We start from the raw sequence: 22,585 nt of genomic DNA, 5'->3' as shown, positions 1-22,585 counted from the left end.
CTGCCTGGCTGCGCGGCCTAGGACAGCTAAATGCGAATTTTGTTTCTAGGCGATGTGATGGGCCGCGCCGGGCGCCGCGCTATCACCGAAAACCTGCCGCGGCTGCGTCAGGAATGGCGGCTCGACTTTGTCGTGGTCAATGGGGAAAACGCGTCCAATGGTATGGGGCTGAGCGGGGCGCATGCCAAGCTGTTGCTGGATGCCGGGGCGGACTGTCTGACGCTGGGCGATCACGCCTTTGACCAAAAAGACATGCTGCAATACATCGAAAAAGAGCCGCGTATCATCCGGCCTTTGAATTTTGCCAAAGGCGCGCCGGGTCGGGGCCACCGCCTGTTCGAGGCGACAGGTGGGCGCAAGGTTTTGGTGACACAGGCGCTGGGCCAGGTCTTTATGAAACGGGCCTTTGATGATCCCTTTGGCGCGGTTGAGGCCGTGCTCAAGGCGCATCCGCGCGGTGGTCTGGCGCAGGCTGTTATCGTTGATATTCATTGTGAAGCCACCTCTGAGAAAATGGCCATGGGGCATTTCTGCAATGGCCGCGCCTCGCTGGTTGTGGGCACACATACCCATGTGCCAACGGGCGATGCGCAGATCCTGTCCAATGGCACAGGCTACCTCACTGATGCGGGCATGTGCGGCGATTATAACTCGGTGATTGGCATGGAAAAATCCGAGCCCCTGCGCCGGTTCCTGACAGGAATGCCCAAAAACCGCTTTACCCCGGCCGAAGGCGAAGCCACCCTGTCCGGAGCCCTGGTGGTGACGGATGATCGCACCGGCGAAGCCAAAGAGATCCATATGGTGCGCAATGGCGGGTTGCTGCAACCCTCCGGCCCGCAAAGCTGAAAATGCAAAGCTTGGTTTGCAGGAAGAAATTCTTTCAAATCTCAGTGATTGTTGCATAAATTCCTTTTTACCGCGGCAGCGTATCTGTCGCGGTATGAAAGCATTGCTCCGCCATTTGTGATGAGGGAAACTTGCTGCTGGCAGGGAGAGGCGCAGTGCTGTCTGATCTGCCATCGGTAATTTGGGACAATCGACAAAATGGATCTGATCAGTATTTCCCAGAATGGCAGCGCCTGGCTGTCCCTGGCCATCGTCGGGCTGATGTTCGTCGCTTTCCTGCGCGAAACCTATCCGACCGAGGTGGTGGCGATGACCGGGGTGTCGCTTATGCTGGTCACCGGGGTACTGCCCTATGATCGCGCCATTGCGGTGTTGTCCAATCCTGCGCCCTGGACCATCGCGGCGATGTTCATCATCATGGGGGCCCTGGTGCGCACCGGGGCGCTGGATGCCTTTACCGCCCGGGCGCGCAAACAGGCGGAAGTCAACCCCAAGCGCGCCATTGCCCTGTTGATGGTCTTTGTGATCGCGGCCTCTGCCGTGGTTTCCAACACCCCTGTGGTGGTGGTCATGATCCCGGTCTTTGTGCAGATTTCGCGAACGCTGGGTGTTGCGGCCTCAAAAATGCTGATCCCGCTCAGCTATGCCGCCATCCTTGGCGGGACGCTGACCCTGATTGGCACCTCCACCAACCTGCTGGTTGACGGTGTGGCCCGGGCCCAGGGCTTGGAGCCTTTCTCTATTTTTGAGGTTACCCCTCTGGGCATCGTGCTGGTGACCTGGGGCATGATCTATCTGCGCTATATCTCGCCCCGGCTGCTGCCGAACCGTGACAGCATGGCGATGCTGCTCAGTGATCGCTCCAAGATGAAATTCTTCACCGAGGCGGTTATCCCACCCGAAAGCAACCTGATCGGCCGCGAAGTCACAGGCGTGCAGCTGTTCAAACGCCCTGGTGTGCGGCTTATTGACCTTGTGCGGGGGGATATCTCGTTGCGACGCAATCTCAAAGGCGCCGAGCTGCAGGTGGGGGATCGCGTGGTTTTGCGGACTGAAATGACAGAATTGTTGAGCCTCCAGGCCAACAAGGAACTCAGGCGGGTTGATCAGGTTTCGACGGTAGAGACCAAGACAGTAGAGGTGCTGGTGACGCCGGGTTGCCGTCTGGTGGGGCGCTCATTGGGCGCGATGCGTCTGCGGCGGCGGTATGGTGTTTATGTCCTGGCGGTACATCGGCGCAATCAGAACATTGGCGTGCAGCTGGATGATCTGGTGGTGCGGGTTGGCGATACGCTGCTGCTTGAAGGTGCCCCCGGTGACATTCAGCGATTGGCAACCGACATGGATATGGCAGATGTCTCGCAGCCCACCCAGCGGGCCTACCGACGCAGCCATGCGCCGCTGGCGATTATTGGACTGCTGTCCATTGTCGGTCTGGCGGCTCTTGGGGTGGCGCCGATCCTGTTGCTTTCCATCGTTGTTGTGGCCTTGGTGCTGATCACCCGCTGCATTGACGCGGATGAGGCATTTTCGTTTGTTGATGGACGTCTTTTGGCCCTGATCTTTTCCATGCTTGCAATTGGGGCCGCCCTGGAAAGCTCAGGTGCGGTCAGTCTCATTGCCGAGGCAATAGCCCCGGCTTTGACCGGCTTGCCACCCTTTGTGCTGGTCTGGGCGATTTATCTGCTGACATCGGTGCTGACCGAGCTGGTCTCCAACAATGCCGTCGCGGTGGTGGTGACGCCGATTGCGGTTGGTCTGGCTCAGGCCATGGGCGTTGATCCGCGTCCGCTGGTGGTGGCGGTGATGGTGGCGGCCTCTGCCTCCTTTGCCACCCCCATCGGCTATCAGACCAATATGCTGGTCTATGGTCCCGGCGGCTATAAATTCACCGATTTCCTGCGCGTTGGTATTCCGCTCAATCTCAGCATTGGGCTTTTGGCCTCCGCCCTGATCCCCTATCTCTGGCCACTCTAAGCCAAAATCCTGCGAGGGGAGGGCTCTGGCAGGATCTTGCCGATGATCAGCCGCCAAAGTGAAATTGGTAATCTTCGCCCTATATCAATTGAATAGGTATTTTTAGCGAGGGCACATTGATGAGCTTTAGACGTGGATTTTTGGTTTTCCTGTTTGCTACGGCATGGGGTATCGCACTGCTGTCCCTGGTTTTGACGTAACTGGTTTTGACGTAACAGGTTTTGATGTAACTGGTCCTGACATCAGAGAGGCTCTGGTGTAAAAGCCCAGCAGTTTGAGTATTTTCCAGTCCCAGTCCCAGTCCCAGTCCCAGTCCCAGTCCCAGTCCCGGTCTTGGTTCCAGTCCGGGTCTTGGTCACAGGCGGTTGCGCGCCGCGCGAATGCGCGGCGCTGGGCCCAAGGGGAGAGGACCCTCCCGAAGGGAAGGTCCGATCTGCGCGGGAGGACCACCTTTAGGGGAACAAGTTTCTGGAGCAAATGCAAAAGGCTGCAGAATCTCCGGATAAAATATTCAGTTGCAGCGGCGCGCCCATCGTTTCTGGCGGGCCTCAGGCAATCAAATCAGAGCGCCCTGCCTGGCGGCCCGAGAACAGGCAGCCGCCGAGAAATGTACCCTCCAGCGCATTATAGCCGTGATAGCCTCCACCGCCGAACCCTGCCGCTTCGCCAACTGCAAACAGCCCCGGCACCGCCGTCCCATCGGCGCCGACCATCTGGCTGTCCAGATTGGTCTGTAGCCCCCCCAGGGTCTTGCGGGTGAGGATATTTAGCCGCACCGCGATCAACGGGCCATTTTTGCGCTCCAGTATGCGATGTGGTTTGGCGGTCCGGATCAGCCGGTCGCCGCGATAGTTGCGGGCGGCATTGATGGCAATCACCTGGGCATCCTTGGCAAAGCTATTGTCCACCTGTGCATCGCGGGCCTCAATCTGGCGGCGCAGATGGGTTTCCTCCAGCGGCACCTCGGCGATCCGGTTCATGCCCTCGACCAGCTCTGCCAGGGTATCCGCAACAACAAAATCCTGCCCGTGTTTCTTAAAGGCCTCCACCGGGGCAGGGGCACTGCCACGCGACATCAGGCGGGACCGGATCACCTCCAGCCATTTCCCCGAGGTGAGATCGGGGTTCTGTTCCGACCCTGAGAGGGCAAATTCCTTTTCGATGATCTTCTGGCTCAGCACGAACCAGCTGTAGTCATAGCCGGTTTTCAGGATTTCTTTCAGGGTTGCCAGGGTGTCAAAGCCGGGCAGGCAGGGCGCCTGCAATCTGTTGCCAAGGGCATCGAACCACATCGACGAGGGGCCCGGCAGGATGCGAATGCCATGGTTGGGCCAGATTGGATCCCAGTTGCGCAGGCCTTCGGTATAATGCCACATGCGGTCGCCATTGATCACATGGCCACCTGCGGCCTCGGCAATGGGAATCATACGCCCGTCCACATGGAACGGCACGCCCGCCACCATGTTCTTTGGTGGCGCGCCCAGCCGGTCACGCGGCCAGTTTTTGCGCACCAGGTCCAAATTGCCGCCAATACCGCCAGAGGCCACGATGACCGAAGGCGCATAGACCTCGAATTCGCCAATTTCCCGGCGGTTTGTCTGCGCGCCTTGTGGGGCGGAATCTGCGGCCAGCACCTCGCCAGAGACACCTTTGACCTCGCCCGCCTGGACAATGATATGGCTCACCTGATGGCGAAACCGGAGGAGGACACGCCCGGCAGCAACATGGGCCTGAAGGCGGGCGGCAAAAGGCGCAACAACGCCGGGGCCTGTCCCCCAGGTCACGTGAAAGCGGGGAACCGAATTGCCGTGGCCTTCGGCACTGCTGCCGCCGCGTTCCGCCCAGCCAACGATGGGAAACCAGCGCATGCCCATCTCATGTAGCCAGGGACGCATTTCACCGGCGGAAAAATCCAGGTAGGCGCGGGCCCATTGTTTTGGCCAGTCATCCTCGGCGCGATCAAACTGAGCACTGCCCATCCAGTCACGCCGGGCAAGGTCGTGGCTGTCCGTGATGCCCATGCGCCGCTGTTCCGGCGTGTCGATCATGAAAAGCCCGCCAAGGCTCCAATGGGCCTGTCCGCCCAGGAACTGCGCCGGTTCCTGATCCAGCAGGATCACCCGCTTGCCACGATCGCCCAGCTCGCAGGCGGCTGTAATCCCGGCGATACCGGCCCCAACAATGATTACATCCGCATGGGTCTCTGTACTGTCGCTCATCTGCCCCTCCCGCTTTGGCTGTATCCAACCTATGCGCAGCCAGTGGCTTAGGGCAATTCCTTCGGCACTTTGCCGTGGGGGTAGCGCCTGTTCCGTGCCCCAATGGGGCGGCGCGCGACAGGGCTCACATCGGCCAGAACACCAGAATAGACGGGATCGAAACGGCGATCACCAGGATCTCCAGCGGCAGCCCCATGCGCCAATAATCACCAAAGTGATAGCCGCCGGGACCCAGAACCAGGGTGTTATTCTTATGCCCGATTGGGGTTAGGAAAGCGGCAGAGGCGGCCACGGCGACCGCCATCAAGAAGGGATCGGGTGACACCCCCAGAGAATTGGCCATCTGGATGCCAACGGGGGCGGCAACAATGGCGGTGGCGGTATTGTTCAACACATCCGACAGGGTCATGGTGACCACCATCAGAACCGTCAGCACCATCCAGGAGGGCAGACCGGCGGTAAGGTCGATCAACCCATTGGCAATCAAGGCGGTGCCGCCTGACGAATCCAAGGCAGCGCCGAGGGGAATCATCGACCCCAAGAGAACAACCACCGGCCATTCCACGTGATCATATATTTCCGCGACCGGCATCACCTTGATCAGCACATAGCCCACAACCACCAGCCCCAGTGCCACAGGCAGATAGACCAGCCCAACAGAGGCGGCGAGCACCGCAAATGCAAACATCCCGATTGCGGCCCAGGTCTTGTCATTGGCGGTCACGGCCAGCCCCCGTTCGGCCAAGGGCAGACAGCCCAGCCACTCGGTCACATCGGCGCCGCGATCCCGCGGGCAGAGCAGCAGCAGGATATCGCCGGCCTCGATCTCGGTCTGGCGGATATGTTTGGTCAGGCGGCGTCCCTGTCGCGACAGGCCCAGCAGAACGGCGCTTTGCCGCCAGGCCAGCCCCAGCGCCTGGGCCGAGCGGCCATTGATGCGGGAGGTTTCCGGCACCACCACCTCAATCACTTCGAGACCTTCACCGGCAGCGGTGAGCTTTTCCTGGCGCGCCGCGTCAGAGAAATGCAACGACAGCGATGTGCGAAACTCATCCAGGGCCTCGGGCCTGGCTTCGATCACCAGGGTATCGCCAGCCTGCAGCAGCGATCCGGCGGCGCGGCCATAGCGGCGCTTGCCATCGCGGATCAATCCCAGAATGGCGACATCCGCCTGTTCGGCCTCTTTGTCGAGCATGCCAAGCCGTTTGCCGATCAGCTTTGACTCATCAGGGATTGTAAGCTCTGCAATGTAATCAGCCAGTTGCGCCTCGGTGTTGCCCGCGCCGGTTTCGCGTTGCGGGATCAGGCGCCAGCCGATTAGGGCGACAAAGACAAGCCCGGCCAGCGCTGCAATTCCACCCACTGGCGCAAAATCAAACATGCCAAAGGGTTCGCCCATGGTCTCCTGTCGGATCGCGGCGATGATGATATTTGGCGGCGTACCGATCAGCGTCGCCATGCCGCCCAGGATGGTGGCAAAGGACAGCGGCATCAGGCTCAACCCTGGTGCGCGTCCGGCCTTGCGCGCGGTCTGTATATCCACCGGCATCAGCAACGCCAGCGCTGCGACATTGTTCATAAAGGCCGAAAGCACCGCGCCGATGCCGCCCATCAAGCCGATATGACCGCCCAGCGAGCGCGAGCTGTCCACCAGGGTTCGGGTGATCAGAAAGACCGCCCCGGAGCGTACCAGCCCAGCCGAGACGATCAGCACCAGCGCCACCACCAGCGTCGCCGGATGGCCAAAGCCGGCAAAGGCCTCCTTGGTTGGGACCAGGCCCAGCACCACCGCGATCATCAGCGCCGAAAAGGCGACGATATCGTAGCGAAAGCGCCCCCAGAGGAACATGCCAAAGACGGCGGCGAAAATGGCAAATAATGCGGTCTGTTCAAATGTCATGGCGCCACTCTAGCCATTGGCGCATCAGGGGCAAGGCGACACTGGCGGTGTTGCTTGATATCGCCCCGGATTCGGCTTGCCTGTCAGCAGTGCTTGAAAGCTGCCCCTGCCACAGGCTATATGAGCGCCAATTCAAGCATGCACGACACAAAGGATCTACCATGGCAGGCCATTCAAAATGGGCAAACATCCAGCATCGCAAGGGCCGTCAGGACGCTGTGCGGTCAAAACTGTTTTCCAAACTGGCCAAGGAGATCACCGTGGCCGCCAAGATGGGCGACCCTGATCCCGATAAAAACCCCCGTCTGCGCATGGCTGTAAAAGAGGCCAAAAGCCAGTCGGTGCCCAAAGATGTGATCGACCGTGCGATCAAAAAGGCGATGGGTGGCGACGCTGAAAACTATGATGAAATCCGCTACGAAGGCTATGGCCCCAGCGGCGTTGCCGTCATCGTCGAGGCGATGACCGACAACAAAAACCGCACCGCATCGACTGTGCGCTCGACCTTCTCCAAGAACGGCGGCAACCTGGGGGAAACCGGATCGGTTGGCTTTATGTTCGATCGCAAGGGCGAAGTGACCTATAAGGCTGAGGTGGGCGATGCCGACACGGTGATGATGGCCGCGATCGAGGCAGGCGCTGAGGATGTGGAATCTTCGGAAGATGGCCACATCATTTATTGCGAAGACAGCGATCTGAACGATGTGTCCAATGCGCTGGAAAAAGAGCTGGGCGAATCCGAGAGCACCAAGCTGGTGTGGAGGCCCACCACCACCACCGAGCTGGATCTTGAAGGCATGCAAAAGCTGATGAAGCTGGTGGATGCGCTGGAAGACGACGACGATGTGCAGCGCGTCACCACCAATTTTGAAGCCTCTGACGAGGTGATGGATCAGCTCTGATCTGTCCTGCCAAATTGGCTGTGCAAATTCTGGATACTGATAAAAGCCTCCGATCTTTCGGGGGCTTTTATCGTTCGGGGCTACTGTGTCGCGTTAGGGCGCGCTGCGCAGCATACCGCCGTCCCAAAGCTGATCTGGGCTGGGCCGCCAAAGCTCTGTTGGGGCCGTGGCGTAGATCTGCTGAATGAAGCCTGTGCTGACGCCCTGACCAACAAGGAAATCACCGTCCTTGCGCTGTTCCGCCATCAGGTCAACCTGCGGCAAACCACCAAATATCTCAAGCGAGTAGCCGTGAAATCCCAGCTGTCCTTTGGGGCCCAATTGGCGCTTGGTTCCAGCAGCAAACATCAGGGTACAGGCCGAGGCACAGAGCCCTGGCGCCAGTGTGGAAATCCCCTGCGCCTGGATGAGCCGGGCCACACCACGGGCCTCGTAGATGTGGCCGCCGGGACTGGTGAGATGAAGCTGCTTCACCTCCGGGTGGCGCAGCAGCTGCGCCTTGATGGCCTTGGTCAGTCCAAAGGTAATCTCGCCGGTAAAGACCAACGCACGGCCGTCCTCTGAAACTGTCAGACTGTAGCGACCCGCATGGTCCTGGGCGCGCTGTTCAGAATAGCTGAGCCCCTCGGGCGGGCGGTTGGCGATCAGCAAGGCCTGCCACCACAGGGACATTGAGGCCAGCACCGAGAGCAGCAAAAGCAGATAACCACCCCAGATCGGCGCCATGGCGCCGGAGCTGAGCATATGGGCGTCGGCGGCACGCAGATGGGCGCGGCCGACCCAGAGCAGGCAGAGACAATCCACTGCGATAAATCCCCAGACCAGGCTGGTTGGTAGTTGGATCAGTTGATTGGCCCCCCACCACAGCAGCAGCGCCAGCCCGCGCGGCAGCAGGATATGCCACAGCAGGCTCGCACCCAGGCTGCGCGGCTCAGCTGTCATAGGATGGACCAAAGTCTGGTGATCCAAAGACTGGTGGAGCAAAAGCAGGCAGGCATAGGCAGTTCATTCAAAGACCGTCGCGATGTCTTCGAGGGGTTTTTTGACCTTGGCAACGCTTGGCACCGTGGCCTCTGCGCTGGGATGCCCTACGGCGATTATCATTGTGGGCTTTTCAGAGGCTGGCCGGTGCAGGGCTGCATTGAGAAATTTCATCGGGTTGGGCGTATGGGTCAGGCTGCATAGCCCGGCATTGTGCAGCGCGGCCAACAGGAAACCGGTGGCGATATTGACGCTTTCGGGGACGTAGTAGTTTTTGTAGCGGGTGCCGTCGTCAAACTCTCCCCAACGCTGGGCAAAGACAACGATGAGCCAGGGGGCGGTGGTCAGATGTGGCTTGTCAGCACTGGTGCCAATGGGCTCCAAGGCCTTGATCCATTCGTCCCCGGCCCCCCCGGCGTAGAACCGGCGCTCTTCTTCCTCGGCCTCCTGGCGGATCCGTTGCTTCAACGCCGGGTTGGCAATCGCCACAAAATGCCAGGGCTGGTGATTGGCCCCCGAGGGCGCGGTGCCAGCGGTTTTGATACACAGCTCTATCACCTCGCGGGCGATGGGTTTTGGGGTAAAGTCGCGTACCGTGTGGCGGCGCTGCATATGGGCGAGGTATTGCGCAGCCTTGGTTTGCATCTCTGCATCAGAATAGTCGGCGCGGTCAGGCAGCGCTATCGGTGCGTAGCTGAGGGCGGATTTTGCGAACATTGCGACTGCTCCAGATCGGAAATGGGGACGACCTAGCCCTGCCGATGCAGGGGCTGGATCAGATGTTGTTTGGCCGAGCTTAGCACTGCCTTTGTCAAAGGCGCCAGCGCTGAGGCCATGACACGGCTCACCTGCCAGGTGAGGTCAACCTCCAGCGCGCTATCGGGCAGCAAAGGCACCAGGGCACCGGAGTTTAGCGCCGGTTCGATCAGTTGAACCGGATTCATGCCCCATCCCAGACCGGCCTGCGCCCCATCGGCAAACCCCTGTGTCGAGGGGATGAAATGGCAAGGCGCGGTGATCTGGCGGCCAAATTGCTGTTGGACCCAGCGCTGTTGCAACGCATCCTTGGCATTAAAAACAAGGCAGGGCGCCTGGGCAAGCGCCTCCGGGGTGAGCCCCTGACCGAACCATTTTTGCAGGAAGGCGGGGCTGGCACTGGCCTCGTAGCGCATCGCGCCCAGGGGCTGGGCATTGCAGCCGGTGACAGGGGCGCTGTGGCTGGTGACAGCGGCGGAGACCTCGCCGCGTTTCAGCCAATCGGTGCTGTGGTCCTGATCATCAATGACCAGATCAAACAGCAGCCCCGGCGTTGCCGCCATGGCAGAGATGAACCAGGTCGCCAAACTGTCGGCATTGACCGCAATACGCAGATGCGGCGGTGCCTCCTGGCTGTTTTGGTCCAGGGCCAGGGCGCTGGAAACCTGGCCCTCCAGTATCGCAACATCTTCGGCGTGTTTTGCCAGCCGCAGCCCGGCCTCTGTGCCGGTGCAGGGCAGGCCGCGTTTGATCAGGGCGATGCCCACGCGCTCCTCCAAGGCCTTGATCCGCTGCGACACCGCCGAGGGGGTGACACAGAGACTATGGGCTGCGGCCTCAAATGTGCCCTGGCGCAGCACGGCGGCCAGCGCCGAAAGGTGGTTGGGGTCAAACTGCATTAGAATATCTTACTTTGGATAAGCATAATTAATTGTACTACGTTTTTTGGGCAGGGTAGTCAAAGCCGGGGTCAGCTGCTGATGCCGTCAGAGATACCAAACGCCCTACAACTGAAAGCCCCTCGTTTATGCTCCTTTTGACCTCCCTCCCGCCCAGTCTGTTTGCCGGCTTTGGTCTTGGCTTCAGCCTGATCCTTGCGATCGGGGCGCAAAATGCTTTTGTGTTGCGTCAGGGGTTGCGCCGTCAGCATCTTTTCTGGGTCTGCCTGACCTGTGCCGGCTCCGATGCCCTGCTGATTGCTGCTGGGGTCCTTGGGTTTGGCTCCCTTGCTCTGGCCTTTCCCTGGTTCGAGCCGGTGATGCGGTTTGGCGGCGCCGCCTTTCTGGCTTGGTATGGTGCGCGCAGCCTGCTGGCCGCCTGGCGGGGCGGTGAGGCGCTCGACACCGGGCAGGACGGTGGCAAAATGCCTCTTGTGCCCGTGCTGACAACGGTTTTGGCCCTGACCTGGCTGAACCCGCATGTCTATCTGGATACGGTGGTTTTGCTTGGGTCGATTTCCGCGCAATACGCCGATCCACTGGTGTTTGGCCTTGGGGCAATGCTGGCCAGTTTTACGTTTTTCTTTTCCCTGGGCTATGGGGCCAGCCTGTTGGCACCGGTCTTTGCCCGGCCTGGCGCCTGGCAGATTCTGGATCTCTTCGTTGGGCTGACCATGTGGGCCATTTCGCTCAAGCTGCTGTTGATGTGAATAGGAGGCGGCGGCGGTTCCAGCCGAGTGGAGAGGGGCAAGCAATCTCATTTGAGGTGATTTACTTGTGAAGGGTTGTATGAGGCGGCGAATGGGTGTTCTGTCGGCCCTATGAACAGGCAGATTGAAAATGAACAGGCAAGTTGAAGAACTAGATAGTGGCAAACATCCAATGATCGGTGCGTTCTGGATGTTTGTAACGGGTCTTTGCTTTGTGGCGGTGACGGCTCTGGTGAAATATCTGGGCCACCGTATCCCACCCGCGGAATCTGCTTTTCTGCGCTATCTTCTGGGATTGGTGTTTCTCTTTCCCATGATTGGCAGTCTGCGCAATACAAAACTGACGCCAAAGCTCTGGCTGCTGTTTGCCAGCCGCGGAGTCGTGCATTCAGGCGGCGTAATCCTGTGGTTTTTTGCCATGACCCAGATCCCACTGGCTGAGGTGACGGCGATGAACTACCTGTCGCCGGTCTATATCACCCTGGGGGCGGCGTTGTTCTTGGGTGAAAAACTGGCTGTGCGACGCATCGCAGCGGTTGTTGCTGCCCTGATCGGAGCCGTGATCATTCTGCGCCCCGGTTTTCGGGAGATTTCTCCGGGACATATTGCCATGCTGTTTACAGCGCTGGCCTTTAGCGCCTCATACCTGCTGGCCAAGTTCACAGTCGACGGCACCAATCCGGTGACGGTGGTGGCCATGCTTTCGATCTGGGTGACGCTGGGGCTGGCCCCCTTTGCAGCCGTGGTCTGGGTCACCCCGAGCCTGGAGGAGCTGGCTATTCTATTTGCGGTGGCCTGTTGTGCCACTGCTGGCCATTTCACCATGACGCTTGCCTTTGCGTCAGCCCCGGTGACGGTGACGCAGCCGGTTACCTTTCTTCAACTGATCTGGGCGACTTTACTGGGAGCCTTGGTGTTTTCCGAGCCAGTGGACATCTGGGTCGTTCTGGGTGGCGGGCTGATCCTGGCTGCTATCAGCTTTATCACCTGGCGCGAGGCAATGCTAAAAAGGCGGGCAATCACGCCTCCTGATGTAGCAACAAAGGTGTAGGGCTGGAAAAAGGTGCTAAATTTTGGAACTGACAGGGATACTTGTGTGAGACGCGGGGACCTTTACCCATAGCCTTGCGGAATGAAATGATTTCAAGTGCGCTGGTGTTTTTGCTCTGGGGAATTGTCTGCCCGGCTTGGGCCGAGCTGCGGATCTGCAATGACACTGCCCTGCCCCATGACGTGGCGGTAGGGTATAAACAAGACGGGCGCTGGGTCTCCGAAGGCTGGTGGACAGTGCAACCTGCGGCCTGCGTGACGCCAATAAGGCGCGATTTACAGTATCGGTTCTACTATTTTCACGCCCGCAACCCGGAGCGGACCTTCCGCCATGACCGGCTGTCCTTTTGTACCCAACCGGGACTTTTCACCATCGGGGGGGATAATGATTGTGAGACACGTGGCTATGACAAAACCTATTTTGCAAAAATAGATACTGGCCTTGGAAACAAGAGCTTCCGCCAAAACCTGAGCAGTCATTCTGAACCCTGGAGAGAACCGACGCACCTGGAGCCGGGAACTTGGGGGGTGCCCTTTACCGGGGAAGCTGTGTTTCTTGACTGCAGCTTGATGTTTCAGGGGGGACTTCAGTTTTGCAGGTTCATCGGCTCGGGGCGGGTTTTCACCGTGGTCGAAGATAGCAGGACGCCGCCAGAGGTTTTTGCGGCCCTGCGGCGAATGACCAGAGCAACGCCAGTGCAGATCGAAGGTGACTGGGTCGGGCTGTATGAAGATTCTGTCGAGATGGTCTTACGATCGGCAAAGGAACGGGCTCCCAGCGATGAGGACAGGGTTCTTAACCTGCTGCAGGGGGACTGGTATTCCGAGATCGACAACAATGACCAATTCACCATTCTGGGCAGTGAACGGCAGAACAGATATGGCGGTGCCTCGACCTCCGTGGAGTATCTGTCGGTGATGCCATTTTGCGGTGAATTTGACGGTCTCGGCCCCTTTCTTTATGCTTGGGATAGTCAGGGCGGCACCGGATTATGCTACGAGATCAAAGAGGTAACCGAGAGCGTTTTGGACTTGGTCTACCTGCCCAGGGGAACAGAGCTTCGCTATCTCAGGCAGGAAACAGGCCCGGATACTCCCATCCGTTGAGCCTTGCCGGTTTGAACCCAGCTGCCAGGGCCATACTTGGCGCCAGGCCAGGGCCACATTTGGCGTAAGGCGGCCTAGGAGAGGGAGAGATCCACCACCCGGTGCGCTGCATGGCGGGCCGCTTTGGCATTGACACTGCGGTCCGATTGCGCGGCTTCCAGCCAGACCCCATCCATATAGCACTGCAGGGCGCTACGCGCCGTTTCGATCCGCTCAGCGGGCAACAGATTGGCCAGTTCGGCCCGCACATGGCTGCGGACGCGGGTGCGATTGATTCGATGCAGCCGTGCCAGGCGGGGCGAATAGGGGGCATTGGCCCAGAACTGCATCCAGAGACTGCACTGCGGCACGGTAAAAAGCCCATCCGAAAAATTTGCATCCATCACCGCATAAAGCCGCTCTTTTGGTGTTTTGGCGGCGCTGTAGCCGTCAATCATAGCTGTGCGCAATTTGCGTAGCAAATGCCGCATAGTGGCCTCCATCAGGCCTTCCTTGGAACCGAAGTAATAGTTGATCGAAGCCGCCGAAGCACCGGCTTCCCGTGCGATTTCTGCCATTGTAACAACAGAGTAACCACGTTTGTGCACGGCCACGATGGTCGCTGCGATCAATTCTTCGTTGCGGATGTCTCTAATACGTTTTCTTCCCATGACGAAGTTTTGCGCCACTTGGAGGAAGGTTTCAACAGTTGATGTTTGAAATAAAAACTTGAATAGCTATTCAGAATTGCGTTTTGGGAATTAGGTTTTCGTGCTACAAGCCACTCCCATGTTCAAGGGCGACAAAAGCCCAATTTGGGAGAGACAAGCGTCGCGAGGTGATGCGCATCACATCTTCGCCGAAGGAAAACAGCCTCGATTTCCATCGGATTGCTGGCCTCCACTGCGCGGCTTTGATCTGCGGCCTTCCCGTCAATGACAGGGGGCAGCGCGTCAGACATGACGCATATTTACAATCGCTCTCTTGCGGGGGGATTAGACTGATTGAGTTGAAACCGGGCCAGGCCCCAAAACACGGGAAGACATGCGGATGACAAAGCCAAATATTCTGGTTCTGATGGTTGATCAGTTGAATGGGACATTTTTTCCGGATGGGCCAGCTGACTGGCTGCATGCGCCGAATCTGAAAAAGCTGGCGGCGCGTTCGACCCGTTTTGCCAATGCCTATACCGCTTCGCCGCTCTGCGCGCCGGGGCGTGCCTCGTTCATGTCGGGGCAACTGCCCTCGCGCACCGGCGTCTATGACAATGCCGCCGAGTTTCGCTCCGACATTCCCACCTATGCCCATCATCTGCGTCGCGCCGGGTATTACACCTGCCTGTCGGGCAAGATGCATTTTGTCGGCCCCGACCAGCTGCATGGGTTCGAGGACCGTCTCACCACCGATATCTACCCTGCCGATTTTGGCTGGACGCCGGACTATCGCAAACCTGGCGAGCGTATCGAGTGGTGGTATCACAACATGGGTTCGGTCACGGGGGCCGGGGTGGCTGAGACCTCGAACCAGATGGAATACGATGACGAGGTGGCCTACAATGCCACTGCTAAGCTCTATGAGCTGTCCCGTGGCCTGGACGACCGCCCCTGGGCGCTGACCGTCAGCTTTACCCATCCCCATGACCCCTATGTGGCGCGCCGCAAATACTGGGATCTCTATGAGGATTGCGAGCATCTGCTGCCGCAGACCGCGGCGATGGCCTATGACGATCACGACAACCATGCCAAGCGGATCTTTGACGCCAATGACTGGCGCAGCTTTGACATCACCGAAGAGCATATCAAACGGGCGCGCCGCGCCTATTTTGCCAATATCTCCTATCTGGATGACAAGATCGGTGAGATCCTGCAGGTGCTGGAAGACACGCGGCAAGAGGCCACCATCCTGTTTGTCTCGGATCACGGCGATATGCTGGGCGAGCGCGGGCTCTGGTTCAAGATGAGCTTTTACGACGGCTCGGCGCGGGTGCCTCTGATGATTTCATCGCCCGACCTGCCTGCAGGGCTGGTTGAAACCCCGGTGTCGACGCTGGATGTGAACCCGACCCTAGGGGCGCTGGCTGGCCTGCCAATGGAAGAGATCGCCCCCTGGACCGATGGGGAGGATCTGTGCCCGCTGGCCAAAGGCGTGGAACGCAGCAGCCCGGTGGCGATGGAATATGCCGCCGAGGCCTCTTATGCGCCGCTGGTGTCGCTGCGCTATGGCAAGTGGAAATACAACCGCTGCAGTCTCGATCCCGATCAGCTGTTTGATCTGGAGGCCGACCCGCTGGAACTGACCAATTTGGCCGATGACCCGGCCCATGCGGGCACCTTGCAGAGGCTCCGGGCAAAGTCGGAGGCGCGCTGGGATCTGGCGCGGTTTGACGCGGATATCAGGGCCAGCCAGGCCCGTCGCTGGGTGGTCTATGAGGCCCTGCGTCAGGGGGGCTATTACCCCTGGGATTACCAGCCGCTGCAAAAAGCCTCCGAGCGTTACATGCGCAACCACATGGACCTCAACACCCTTGAGGAAAGCAAACGCTTTCCCCGGGGCGAATAACCCGAATTCCTTATCCCGCCAGTTCATTTGGCCCCAAATATCCCCGCCGGAGGCATAAAATCATGACTCACCCCGCCCAGCCCAAAGCCAGCCATTTCATCAATGGCGCCTATGTCGAAGACACCTCCGGGACCCCGATCCCGGTGGTCTATGCCGCCAGTGGCGAACAGATCGCAGTGGTGCATGCCGCCACACCCGCAATTGTTGAACAGGCGCTTGCCAGCGGCAAGGCCGCACAGAAAGCCTGGGCCAGGATGACTGGTACCGAGCGTGGCCGCATCCTGCGCCGCGCGGCAGACATCATCCGCGCGCGCAACCATGAGCTCTCGGTGTTGGAAACCTATGATACAGGCAAACCGCTGCAGGAAACTCTGGTGGCGGATGCCACCTCGGGCGCGGATGCGCTGGAATATTTTGGTGGCCTGGCGGGCAGTCTGACCGGCGAGCATATCCCGCTGGGTGAAGACTGGGTCTATACCATTCGCGAGGCCCTGGGGCTTTGTGTTGGGATTGGCGCCTGGAACTACCCGACGCAGATTGCCTGCTGGAAGGGCGCACCAGCGCTGGCCTGTGGCAATACCATGGTGTTCAAACCCTCCGAGGCAACGCCGCTTTGTGCCCTGAAGGTTGCCGAAATCCTGCATGAGGCAGGTCTGCCCGCCGGGGTTTTCAATGTGGTGCAGGGCATGGGCGAGGTGGGCGGCGCGCTGGTGACAGATCCCCGCGTCGACAAGGTTTCGCTGACCGGATCGGCCCCCACTGGCAAGAAAGTCTACGCGGCGGCGGCTGAAGGCATGAAACATGTCACCATGGAGCTGGGTGGCAAATCGCCGATGATCATCTTTGATGATGCGGATATCGAAAATGCCGTCGGCGGCGCCATCAATGGCAATTTCTACTCCTCTGGGCAGGTCTGCTCAAACGGGACACGGGTCTTTGTCCAGAAAGGCATCAAGGAGAAATTCCTGGCGCGTCTGGCGGAACGGACCGGCAATGCGGTTATTGGCGATCCCATGGATGAGGCGACCAGTTTTGGTCCCATGGTCAACGAAAACCAGATGAATATCGTTCTGGGCTACATCGAGAAGGGCAAGGCCGAGGGCGCAAGGCTGATCTGTGGTGGCGCACGCTGCGACATGCCGGGCTGGTATCTTCAGCCCACCGTGTTTGCCGATGTCACCGATGGCATGACCATTGCCCGCGAAGAGATCTTTGGCCCGGTCATGTCGGTGCTGGATTTTGAAACCGAAGAAGAGGTTGTCGCCCGCGCCAATGACACCGAATTTGGCCTTTCCGCCGGGGTGTTCACCAAGGATTTCACCCGTGCACACCGGGTGATTGGCAATCTGGAGGCGGGCAGCTGCTTTATCAATTCTTACAACGATGCACCGGTCGAAGCGCCCTTTGGTGGGGTCAAGGCGTCGGGCGTCGGGCGTGAGAATTCCAAAGAAGCAATCAAGCACTATAGCCAGGTGAAATCGGTCTATGTGCGCATGGGCGATGTTGAGGCGGCGTTCTGATTGCCCATTCTGGCAACGCCCACCCACCCACCCCGTTGCCCGAATGGGCAAAGAAAAGGGGTCTGCTGAGGAGGCGCTGCCTGCCTCAGCAGACCCCGGGCCAATGATGAGACGATTTTGGGATGCCTCAAGGGCCAGGCCGCACATGGGTGCGGCGCCTGGCGGCCTCCTTGACCCAGCCCGCATGCGCGATGGAGAGATGTGATGAAAGCGGATTATGTGATTGTGGGGGCGGGCTCGGCCGGGTGCGCCATGGCTTACCGTTTGTCTGAGGCAGGGAAATCTGTCCTGATCATCGAGCATGGTGGCACGGATATGGGGCCGCTGATCCAGATGCCGGGAGCGCTGTCTTATCCGATGAACATGTCGCTGTACGATTGGGGCTACAAATCCCAGCCCGAGCCACATCTGGATAATCGCGAGTTGGTGACACCGCGCGGCAAGGTGATCGGCGGGTCTTCCTCGATCAACGGTATGGTCTATGTGCGCGGCCACGCCGGAGACTATAATCACTGGGCCGAAAGCGGCGCCTATGGCTGGTCCTACGCCGATGTACTGCCCTATTTCAAGCGGATGGAAACCTGGGATAATCGCGGTCAGGGCGGCGATGCTGACTGGCGCGGCAAGACCGGCCCGCTGCATGTGACTCGTGGCCCGCGTGACAATCCGCTGCATGACGCCTTTGTATCGGCGGGTGCGCAGGCGGGCTATCCGGTGACCGAAGATTACAACGGTGAGCAGCAAGAGGGCTTTGGCCCGATGGAGATGACCGTCTACAAAGGCCAGCGTTGGTCTGCCGCCAATGCCTATCTCCGACCTGCGCTCAAGCGCGACAATTGCGAGATGATCCGGGCGTTGGCCCGCAGGGTGGTGATCACAGAAGGCCGTGCCACCGGGGTTGAGGTCGAACGTGGCGGCAAGGTTGAGGTGATTGAGGCGGAGATCGAAGTCATTCTGGCTGCCAGCTCGATCAATTCGCCCAAGCTGCTGATGTTGTCGGGCATCGGCCCGGCGGAGCATCTGGCGGAGCACGGGATCGAAGTGGTCGCAGACCGGCCCGGTGTTGGGAAAAACCTGCAGGATCATCTGGAGTTCTATTTCCAATATGCCTGCAAACAACCCATCACCCTGTTCAAATACTGGAACCTTCTGGGCAAGGCCTTGGTCGGCGCGCAGTGGTTCTTTAGCAAGACGGGCCTTGGCGCCTCGAACCAGTTTGAAAGTGCGGCCTTCATCCGGTCTGACAAGGGTATTGATTACCCGGATATCCAATACCATTTCCTGCCAATTGCTGTGCGCTACGACGGGCAGGCGGCGGCCGAAGGGCACGGGTTCCAAGCACATGTGGGGCCGATGCGCTCAGAATCGCGCGGCGAGATCACCCTGGCCAGCGCCGATCCAAAGGAGGCTCCAAAGATCTTGTTTAACTATATGTCGACGGAGCAGGACTGGATTGATTTTCGGAAATGTGTCCGCCTGACGCGCGAGGTCTTTGCGCAGGAGGCCATGACCCCCTTTGTGAAGCACGAAATTCAGCCCGGCGAAGCCCTGCAAAGCGATGCGGAGATTGATGGCTTTATCCGCGAACATGCGGAAAGCGCGTATCACCCCTGTGGTACCTGCAAGATGGGTGCGTTGGATGATCCGATGGCGGTGGTTGATCCTGAATGCCGGGTGATCGGCGTTGAGGGCCTGCGTGTTGCCGACAGTTCCATTTTCCCACGCATCACCAATGGTAATCTTAACGGTCCTTCGATCATGACCGGAGAGAAGGCCGCAGACCATATACTGGGGCGGCGGCTGCCTGCCTCCAATGCCGAACCCTGGTTCAATAAAAACTGGCAGGTGAGCCAGCGCTAGGCCGGGCTTTCAGAGTAAAACCACCAAGCCGTTGTTTCCGCCCTCCGGGAACAGCGGCTTTTTTGCGCCGCGCTGGCCTGAATACAGCCGGGATCCGCCGGGGCAAAAAATGCAGCCATATTTGTGTTTTCAGATGTTTGTTTGATCCGCGTCAAGGTGGCGGGGCCGTGGGGGCAATAACCTGTTCTTGACCCAAATATAAGGAGCGAACAGATGTCCAATACCCCCCATGAACTGGCAGAGGAATTTCCCGACAAAGTGGAAGCCATGAGCCAGCTGAAGCAGTCCGATGCTCATTTTTCCAAGCTTGCGGATGAATATCATGAGGTCAACCGTGCGGTACATCGCGCCGAAACCAATGTTGAGCCACTGGAAGAATTGGCCGAGGTGGAGCTGCGCAAAAAGCGCGGTGTGCTGAAAGATGAGATTTGGAACATCTTGGCCAAGGCCTGATGTTACCAAGGCTGAGGCTGCAAAGATCTGAAACAGATTGAAGCAGGACAGCTGAATGTACAGTCACGAGTATCCGGGGGGCGTCTGACGCCCCCCTTTTTTACATTGCGGTTCTGACCTTGGTGCCGGTGTTCAGCTCACTTCGTAGGGCAGCACACCGCGTTGATCATTGTTGATGGTGAGACGCCGTTCCAGCGGCGGAACCGAGCGCTGATGGCAGGTCTTTCTCTCACAGATGCGGCAGGAAATGCCGATGGGCTCATAGGCAGAGGCATGGCTCATTTCCAGATTGTCAGCATAGACCAGAGCCTCAGCGTGGCGGGTTTCGCAACCCAGGGAAATGGCGTAGCGCCGCACCGGCGAGCCAAAGGATCCCCCAGATTTTGACACGTCCCGCGCCAGCGAGATATAGCGCACACCGTCCGGGGTTTCGGCCAATTGCCGCAGGAACCGCCCCGGTGTTTCAAAGGCACGGTGTACATTCCACAAGGGACAGGCGCCGCCAAAGCGGGCAAATTGCAGGCGGGTCGCAGAGTGGCGTTTGGTGATGGTGCCGGCCTGATCCACCCGGACAAAGAAAAACGGAATGCCCTTGGCGCCGGGCCGTTGCAGGGTAGAGAGGCGATGCGCCACCTGTTCGATTGAGGCGCCAAACCGGGTGGCGAGGCGCTCCAGATCGTGACGATCCTCCTGGGCCGCGGCGAGAAAGCGACCATAGGGCATCAACGCGGCACCGGCAAAATAGTTGGCCAGGCCAATTTTGGCGATGGCGCGGGCCTCGTCGCTTTGGAAACGGGCAAAATCCAGCGTCGCCTCCAGCAGACTGTCCTGACTAAGCAGCGCCACTTGCAGCAGCAGTTGAAACACCTGTGTCGGCGGGCTGGAGCGGTTGGAGAGCTGCAGGGTGCGGGTCGCGGGATCATAGCCGCGCAGCCCGTCCATATCGGTGAGCGAAATGGTGATACCGGCATTTTCCAGCGCATTTGTTGCCGCAAGCCGCACATTTGCCGATCCGGCAAAACGTTCGGCGGCCCGGTCTATGGCGTCGATGTAATTGTCGCAGTAGTGGAAAAAATCGCGCACCTCTTCCCAGGGGCTGGCCTGAACGCGGGAATCCTCCCGTCCCAGGGCTTCGTCGAGCGAGGCAAGCCGTTCATGGGTCTGGCGATAGGCGCGGTGCAGACTGAGAAAGGCGCGGGCCAGTGCGGGTGCATTGGAGGCCGTGAGACGCAGATCTGCCAGGGGCGGGGCCTCATCGGCAAAGACCGGATCGGCGATGGCCTCGCGCATGTCACTGACCAGCCGTTCGCTATCGCCGGTCGACAGCTCGGTCACATCAAGGCCAAATTCCTGCGCCAGCGCCAGCACAACGGTGGTCGATACCGGCCGGTTGTTGTTTTCCATCTGGTTGAGGTAGGGCAGCGACACGCCAAGCTTGGCCGCAAAGCCTTTTTGGGTCAGCTCAAGCCGGGTCCGCATTTCCCGCAGTTTTGCCCCTGCATAGAGTTTCTGTGTGGCCATTGGAGGTCCCTTTGCAAATCTGCTGTCCAAGAACAGTATAGTTGCAAAGTCACGGGCGCGGCAAGTTAGCTGCCCAATTGCTTTTCACGCAGGATCACCAGCAGGATTGCCACCAGCCCGGCAATGGCTGTGGCAAGCATCAACAACAGGAGAGGCACAGCGGTTGAATCCGGTTTCAAAAGAAAACCGGCATAGGCGCTCAGCACAGCACCAGCGCCGATCATGATGGCGCCGCTCAGGCCAGAGGCGGTACCAGCCAGATGCGGGCGCACAGAAATCGCACCGGTTGTGCCATTGGGAATGGCCATGCCATTGCCCATGCCAACAAAGCACATGAGGCCAAAGAAGGTGAGGAATGTATCTGCACCAGCCAGGGCAATGAGAAGCGAAACAAGCACACCAGCCCCATTGATAGTGCAGCCCCAGAGCACCATCCGGTTGATCCCGATCCGGGCCGAAAAGCGGCCCGAGAGGAAGTTGCCAATAAAATAGCCAACGGCCGGTGCAGACAGATAGATGCCAATTTCAGCACTGCTGAGGCCGTAAATCTCGGTTCCCAAAAAGGGCGCACCACCGAGATAGGCAAAGAAAGAACCGGAGGCGAGGCCAGAGGCCAGGGAGTAGCCCCAGAAGCGCGGGGAACAAAGCAGCTCAGGGTATTCGGCAAACTGGGCGCCGAGCGTTTTGCCGCTTTTGTGAGCGGTCTCCCCAAAGTCGAAATAGGTGATCGCCAGGGTCAGGGCGCCCATCAAAAAGAGCATCCAGAACACGGCGGTCCAGCCCATCCACTGGTCCAGAAGGCCACCAATGGCGGGGCCAATCATCGGCACCACGGCCATGCCCATGGTGACATAGCCAATCATGCTGGCTGCGTCATTGGTATCATACATGTCACGCACGGCGGCGCGGCTCAGCACCATGGTCGCGGCCACAACAGTCTGCGCGACCCGGAAAACAAAGAACATTTCCACGTTGGTGGCAAAGATGCAGCCCACCGTCGCCACCAAAAACAGCGCCATGCTGGCCAATAGCACCGGGCGCCGCCCCATCTGGTCCGAAATGGGACCCACAAATATCTGCACAACCGCGTTGCCCGCCAGATAGAGCGAAACCGACAGCTGCATGACACGGTAGTCCACCTCGAAATAGCTGGCCATGCTGGGCAGGGCTGCGAGATGCAGGTTCATCCCCAGCGCGGACAGGCCGGCCAGCAGGATCAAAGTTGCAATATGCGGTTGGCTCAATCCGCGCTTTGGGGAGCTTTGGGAATTTTGCATATTCCGGACTTAGATTAGCTTTTTGAG

General features: G+C 59.2%; 18 protein-coding genes. 10 read left to right on the top strand and 8 right to left on the bottom strand.

Annotation, left to right across the window (positions count from 1 at the left end; translation table 11 throughout):
* The first annotated feature begins 30 nt into the window (after positions 1-30).
* Both ARCT_RS0115445 and ARCT_RS0115440 read left to right on the top strand, forming a co-directional pair.
* Positions 31-849: a TIGR00282 family metallophosphoesterase gene (locus tag ARCT_RS0115445; RefSeq protein WP_027240873.1), complete on the top strand. Its 819-nt coding sequence runs from the start codon at positions 31-33 to the stop codon at positions 847-849.
* 198 nt (positions 850-1,047) lie between these two features.
* Entirely contained in the window at positions 1,048-2,826 is a 1,779-nt protein-coding gene (locus ARCT_RS0115440; RefSeq protein WP_027240872.1) for an SLC13 family permease, read from the top strand.
* A gap of 548 nt (positions 2,827-3,374) precedes the next feature.
* On the opposite strand, the gene ARCT_RS0115435 is transcribed toward ARCT_RS0115440, so the two are convergent.
* Both ARCT_RS0115435 and ARCT_RS0115430 read right to left on the bottom strand, forming a co-directional pair.
* Positions 3,375-5,045 (bottom strand): FAD-binding dehydrogenase, encoded by a 1,671-nt coding sequence (locus ARCT_RS0115435; RefSeq protein ID WP_027240871.1) that lies wholly within the window; start codon positions 5,043-5,045, stop codon positions 3,375-3,377.
* 124 nt (positions 5,046-5,169) lie between these two features.
* On the bottom strand, positions 5,170-6,945 hold the full coding sequence (locus ARCT_RS0115430; RefSeq protein WP_027240870.1) for an SLC13 family permease: 1,776 nt from the start codon (positions 6,943-6,945) through the stop codon (positions 5,170-5,172).
* A 161-nt stretch (positions 6,946-7,106) separates the two neighbouring features.
* Here ARCT_RS0115430 and ARCT_RS0115425 point away from each other — a divergent pair, with 161 nt between their 5' ends.
* Positions 7,107-7,847 (top strand): YebC/PmpR family DNA-binding transcriptional regulator, encoded by a 741-nt coding sequence (locus ARCT_RS0115425; protein WP_027240869.1) that lies wholly within the window; start codon positions 7,107-7,109, stop codon positions 7,845-7,847.
* A 93-nt stretch (positions 7,848-7,940) separates the two neighbouring features.
* Here ARCT_RS0115425 and ARCT_RS0115420 read toward each other — a convergent pair whose 3' ends face one another.
* The 3 genes from ARCT_RS0115420 to ARCT_RS0115410 form a co-directional block, all read right to left on the bottom strand.
* Positions 7,941-8,789, bottom strand: a complete 849-nt coding sequence (locus tag ARCT_RS0115420) for a COG3904 family protein (protein WP_027240868.1) — start codon at positions 8,787-8,789, stop codon at positions 7,941-7,943.
* Positions 8,790-8,852: 63 nt separating this feature from the next.
* A complete protein-coding gene (locus ARCT_RS0115415) occupies positions 8,853-9,545 on the bottom strand; it encodes a nitroreductase family protein (protein ID WP_027240867.1) in 693 nt (230 codons plus the stop codon).
* Between the two features lie 32 nt (positions 9,546-9,577).
* Complete coding sequence (locus tag ARCT_RS0115410; RefSeq protein ID WP_027240866.1) at positions 9,578-10,483, bottom strand: LysR family transcriptional regulator ArgP; 906 nt, start codon at positions 10,481-10,483, stop codon at positions 9,578-9,580.
* A gap of 128 nt (positions 10,484-10,611) precedes the next feature.
* Between ARCT_RS0115410 and ARCT_RS0115405 the strand changes: the two genes are divergently transcribed.
* The 3 genes from ARCT_RS0115405 to ARCT_RS27175 all read left to right on the top strand — a co-directional run bounded on the left by ARCT_RS0115405 (position 10,612) and on the right by ARCT_RS27175 (position 13,389).
* On the top strand, positions 10,612-11,232 hold the full coding sequence (locus ARCT_RS0115405; RefSeq protein ID WP_027240865.1) for a LysE/ArgO family amino acid transporter: 621 nt from the start codon (positions 10,612-10,614) through the stop codon (positions 11,230-11,232).
* A gap of 130 nt (positions 11,233-11,362) precedes the next feature.
* Positions 11,363-12,283, top strand: coding sequence for a DMT family transporter (locus ARCT_RS0115400; RefSeq protein ID WP_027240864.1), 921 nt, complete (start codon positions 11,363-11,365; stop codon positions 12,281-12,283).
* A gap of 86 nt (positions 12,284-12,369) precedes the next feature.
* Complete coding sequence (locus tag ARCT_RS27175; protein ID WP_051360800.1) at positions 12,370-13,389, top strand: DUF1036 domain-containing protein; 1,020 nt, start codon at positions 12,370-12,372, stop codon at positions 13,387-13,389.
* A 74-nt stretch (positions 13,390-13,463) separates the two neighbouring features.
* Here the strand turns inward: ARCT_RS27175 and betI are convergent, their stop codons facing one another.
* A complete protein-coding gene (betI, locus tag ARCT_RS0115390) occupies positions 13,464-14,039 on the bottom strand; it encodes a choline-binding transcriptional repressor BetI (protein ID WP_027240863.1) in 576 nt (191 codons plus the stop codon).
* 379 nt (positions 14,040-14,418) lie between these two features.
* On the opposite strand from betI, the gene betC reads away from it, so the two are divergent.
* From betC to ARCT_RS0115360, 4 genes are all read left to right on the top strand, one after another.
* Positions 14,419-15,927 carry a choline-sulfatase gene (gene betC / locus ARCT_RS0115385; protein WP_027240862.1) on the top strand — a complete coding sequence of 503 codons (1,509 nt, stop codon included), beginning with the start codon at positions 14,419-14,421 and terminating at the stop codon, positions 15,925-15,927.
* A gap of 62 nt (positions 15,928-15,989) precedes the next feature.
* On the top strand, positions 15,990-17,447 hold the full coding sequence (betB, locus tag ARCT_RS0115380) for a betaine-aldehyde dehydrogenase (RefSeq protein WP_027240861.1): 1,458 nt from the start codon (positions 15,990-15,992) through the stop codon (positions 17,445-17,447).
* A gap of 204 nt (positions 17,448-17,651) precedes the next feature.
* On the top strand, positions 17,652-19,307 hold the full coding sequence (gene betA, locus ARCT_RS0115370; RefSeq protein WP_027240860.1) for a choline dehydrogenase: 1,656 nt from the start codon (positions 17,652-17,654) through the stop codon (positions 19,305-19,307).
* 213 nt (positions 19,308-19,520) lie between these two features.
* Positions 19,521-19,760, top strand: a complete 240-nt coding sequence (locus ARCT_RS0115360) for a YdcH family protein (protein WP_027240859.1) — start codon at positions 19,521-19,523, stop codon at positions 19,758-19,760.
* A 132-nt stretch (positions 19,761-19,892) separates the two neighbouring features.
* Here the strand turns inward: ARCT_RS0115360 and ARCT_RS0115355 are convergent, their stop codons facing one another.
* Positions 19,893-21,281: a helix-turn-helix domain-containing protein gene (locus ARCT_RS0115355; protein WP_027240858.1), complete on the bottom strand. Its 1,389-nt coding sequence runs from the start codon at positions 21,279-21,281 to the stop codon at positions 19,893-19,895.
* A 65-nt stretch (positions 21,282-21,346) separates the two neighbouring features.
* Positions 21,347-22,558 (bottom strand): multidrug effflux MFS transporter, encoded by a 1,212-nt coding sequence (locus tag ARCT_RS0115350; RefSeq protein ID WP_027240857.1) that lies wholly within the window; start codon positions 22,556-22,558, stop codon positions 21,347-21,349.
* Between the last annotated feature and the right edge of the window lie 27 nt (positions 22,559-22,585).

The sequence above is a fragment of the Pseudophaeobacter arcticus DSM 23566 genome (assembly GCF_000473205.1).
Lineage (GTDB): Bacteria > Pseudomonadota > Alphaproteobacteria > Rhodobacterales > Rhodobacteraceae > Pseudophaeobacter > Pseudophaeobacter arcticus.
The sequence above is the reverse complement of the archived record's forward strand: the minus strand, read 5'-3'. Positions and strand labels throughout refer to the sequence as shown.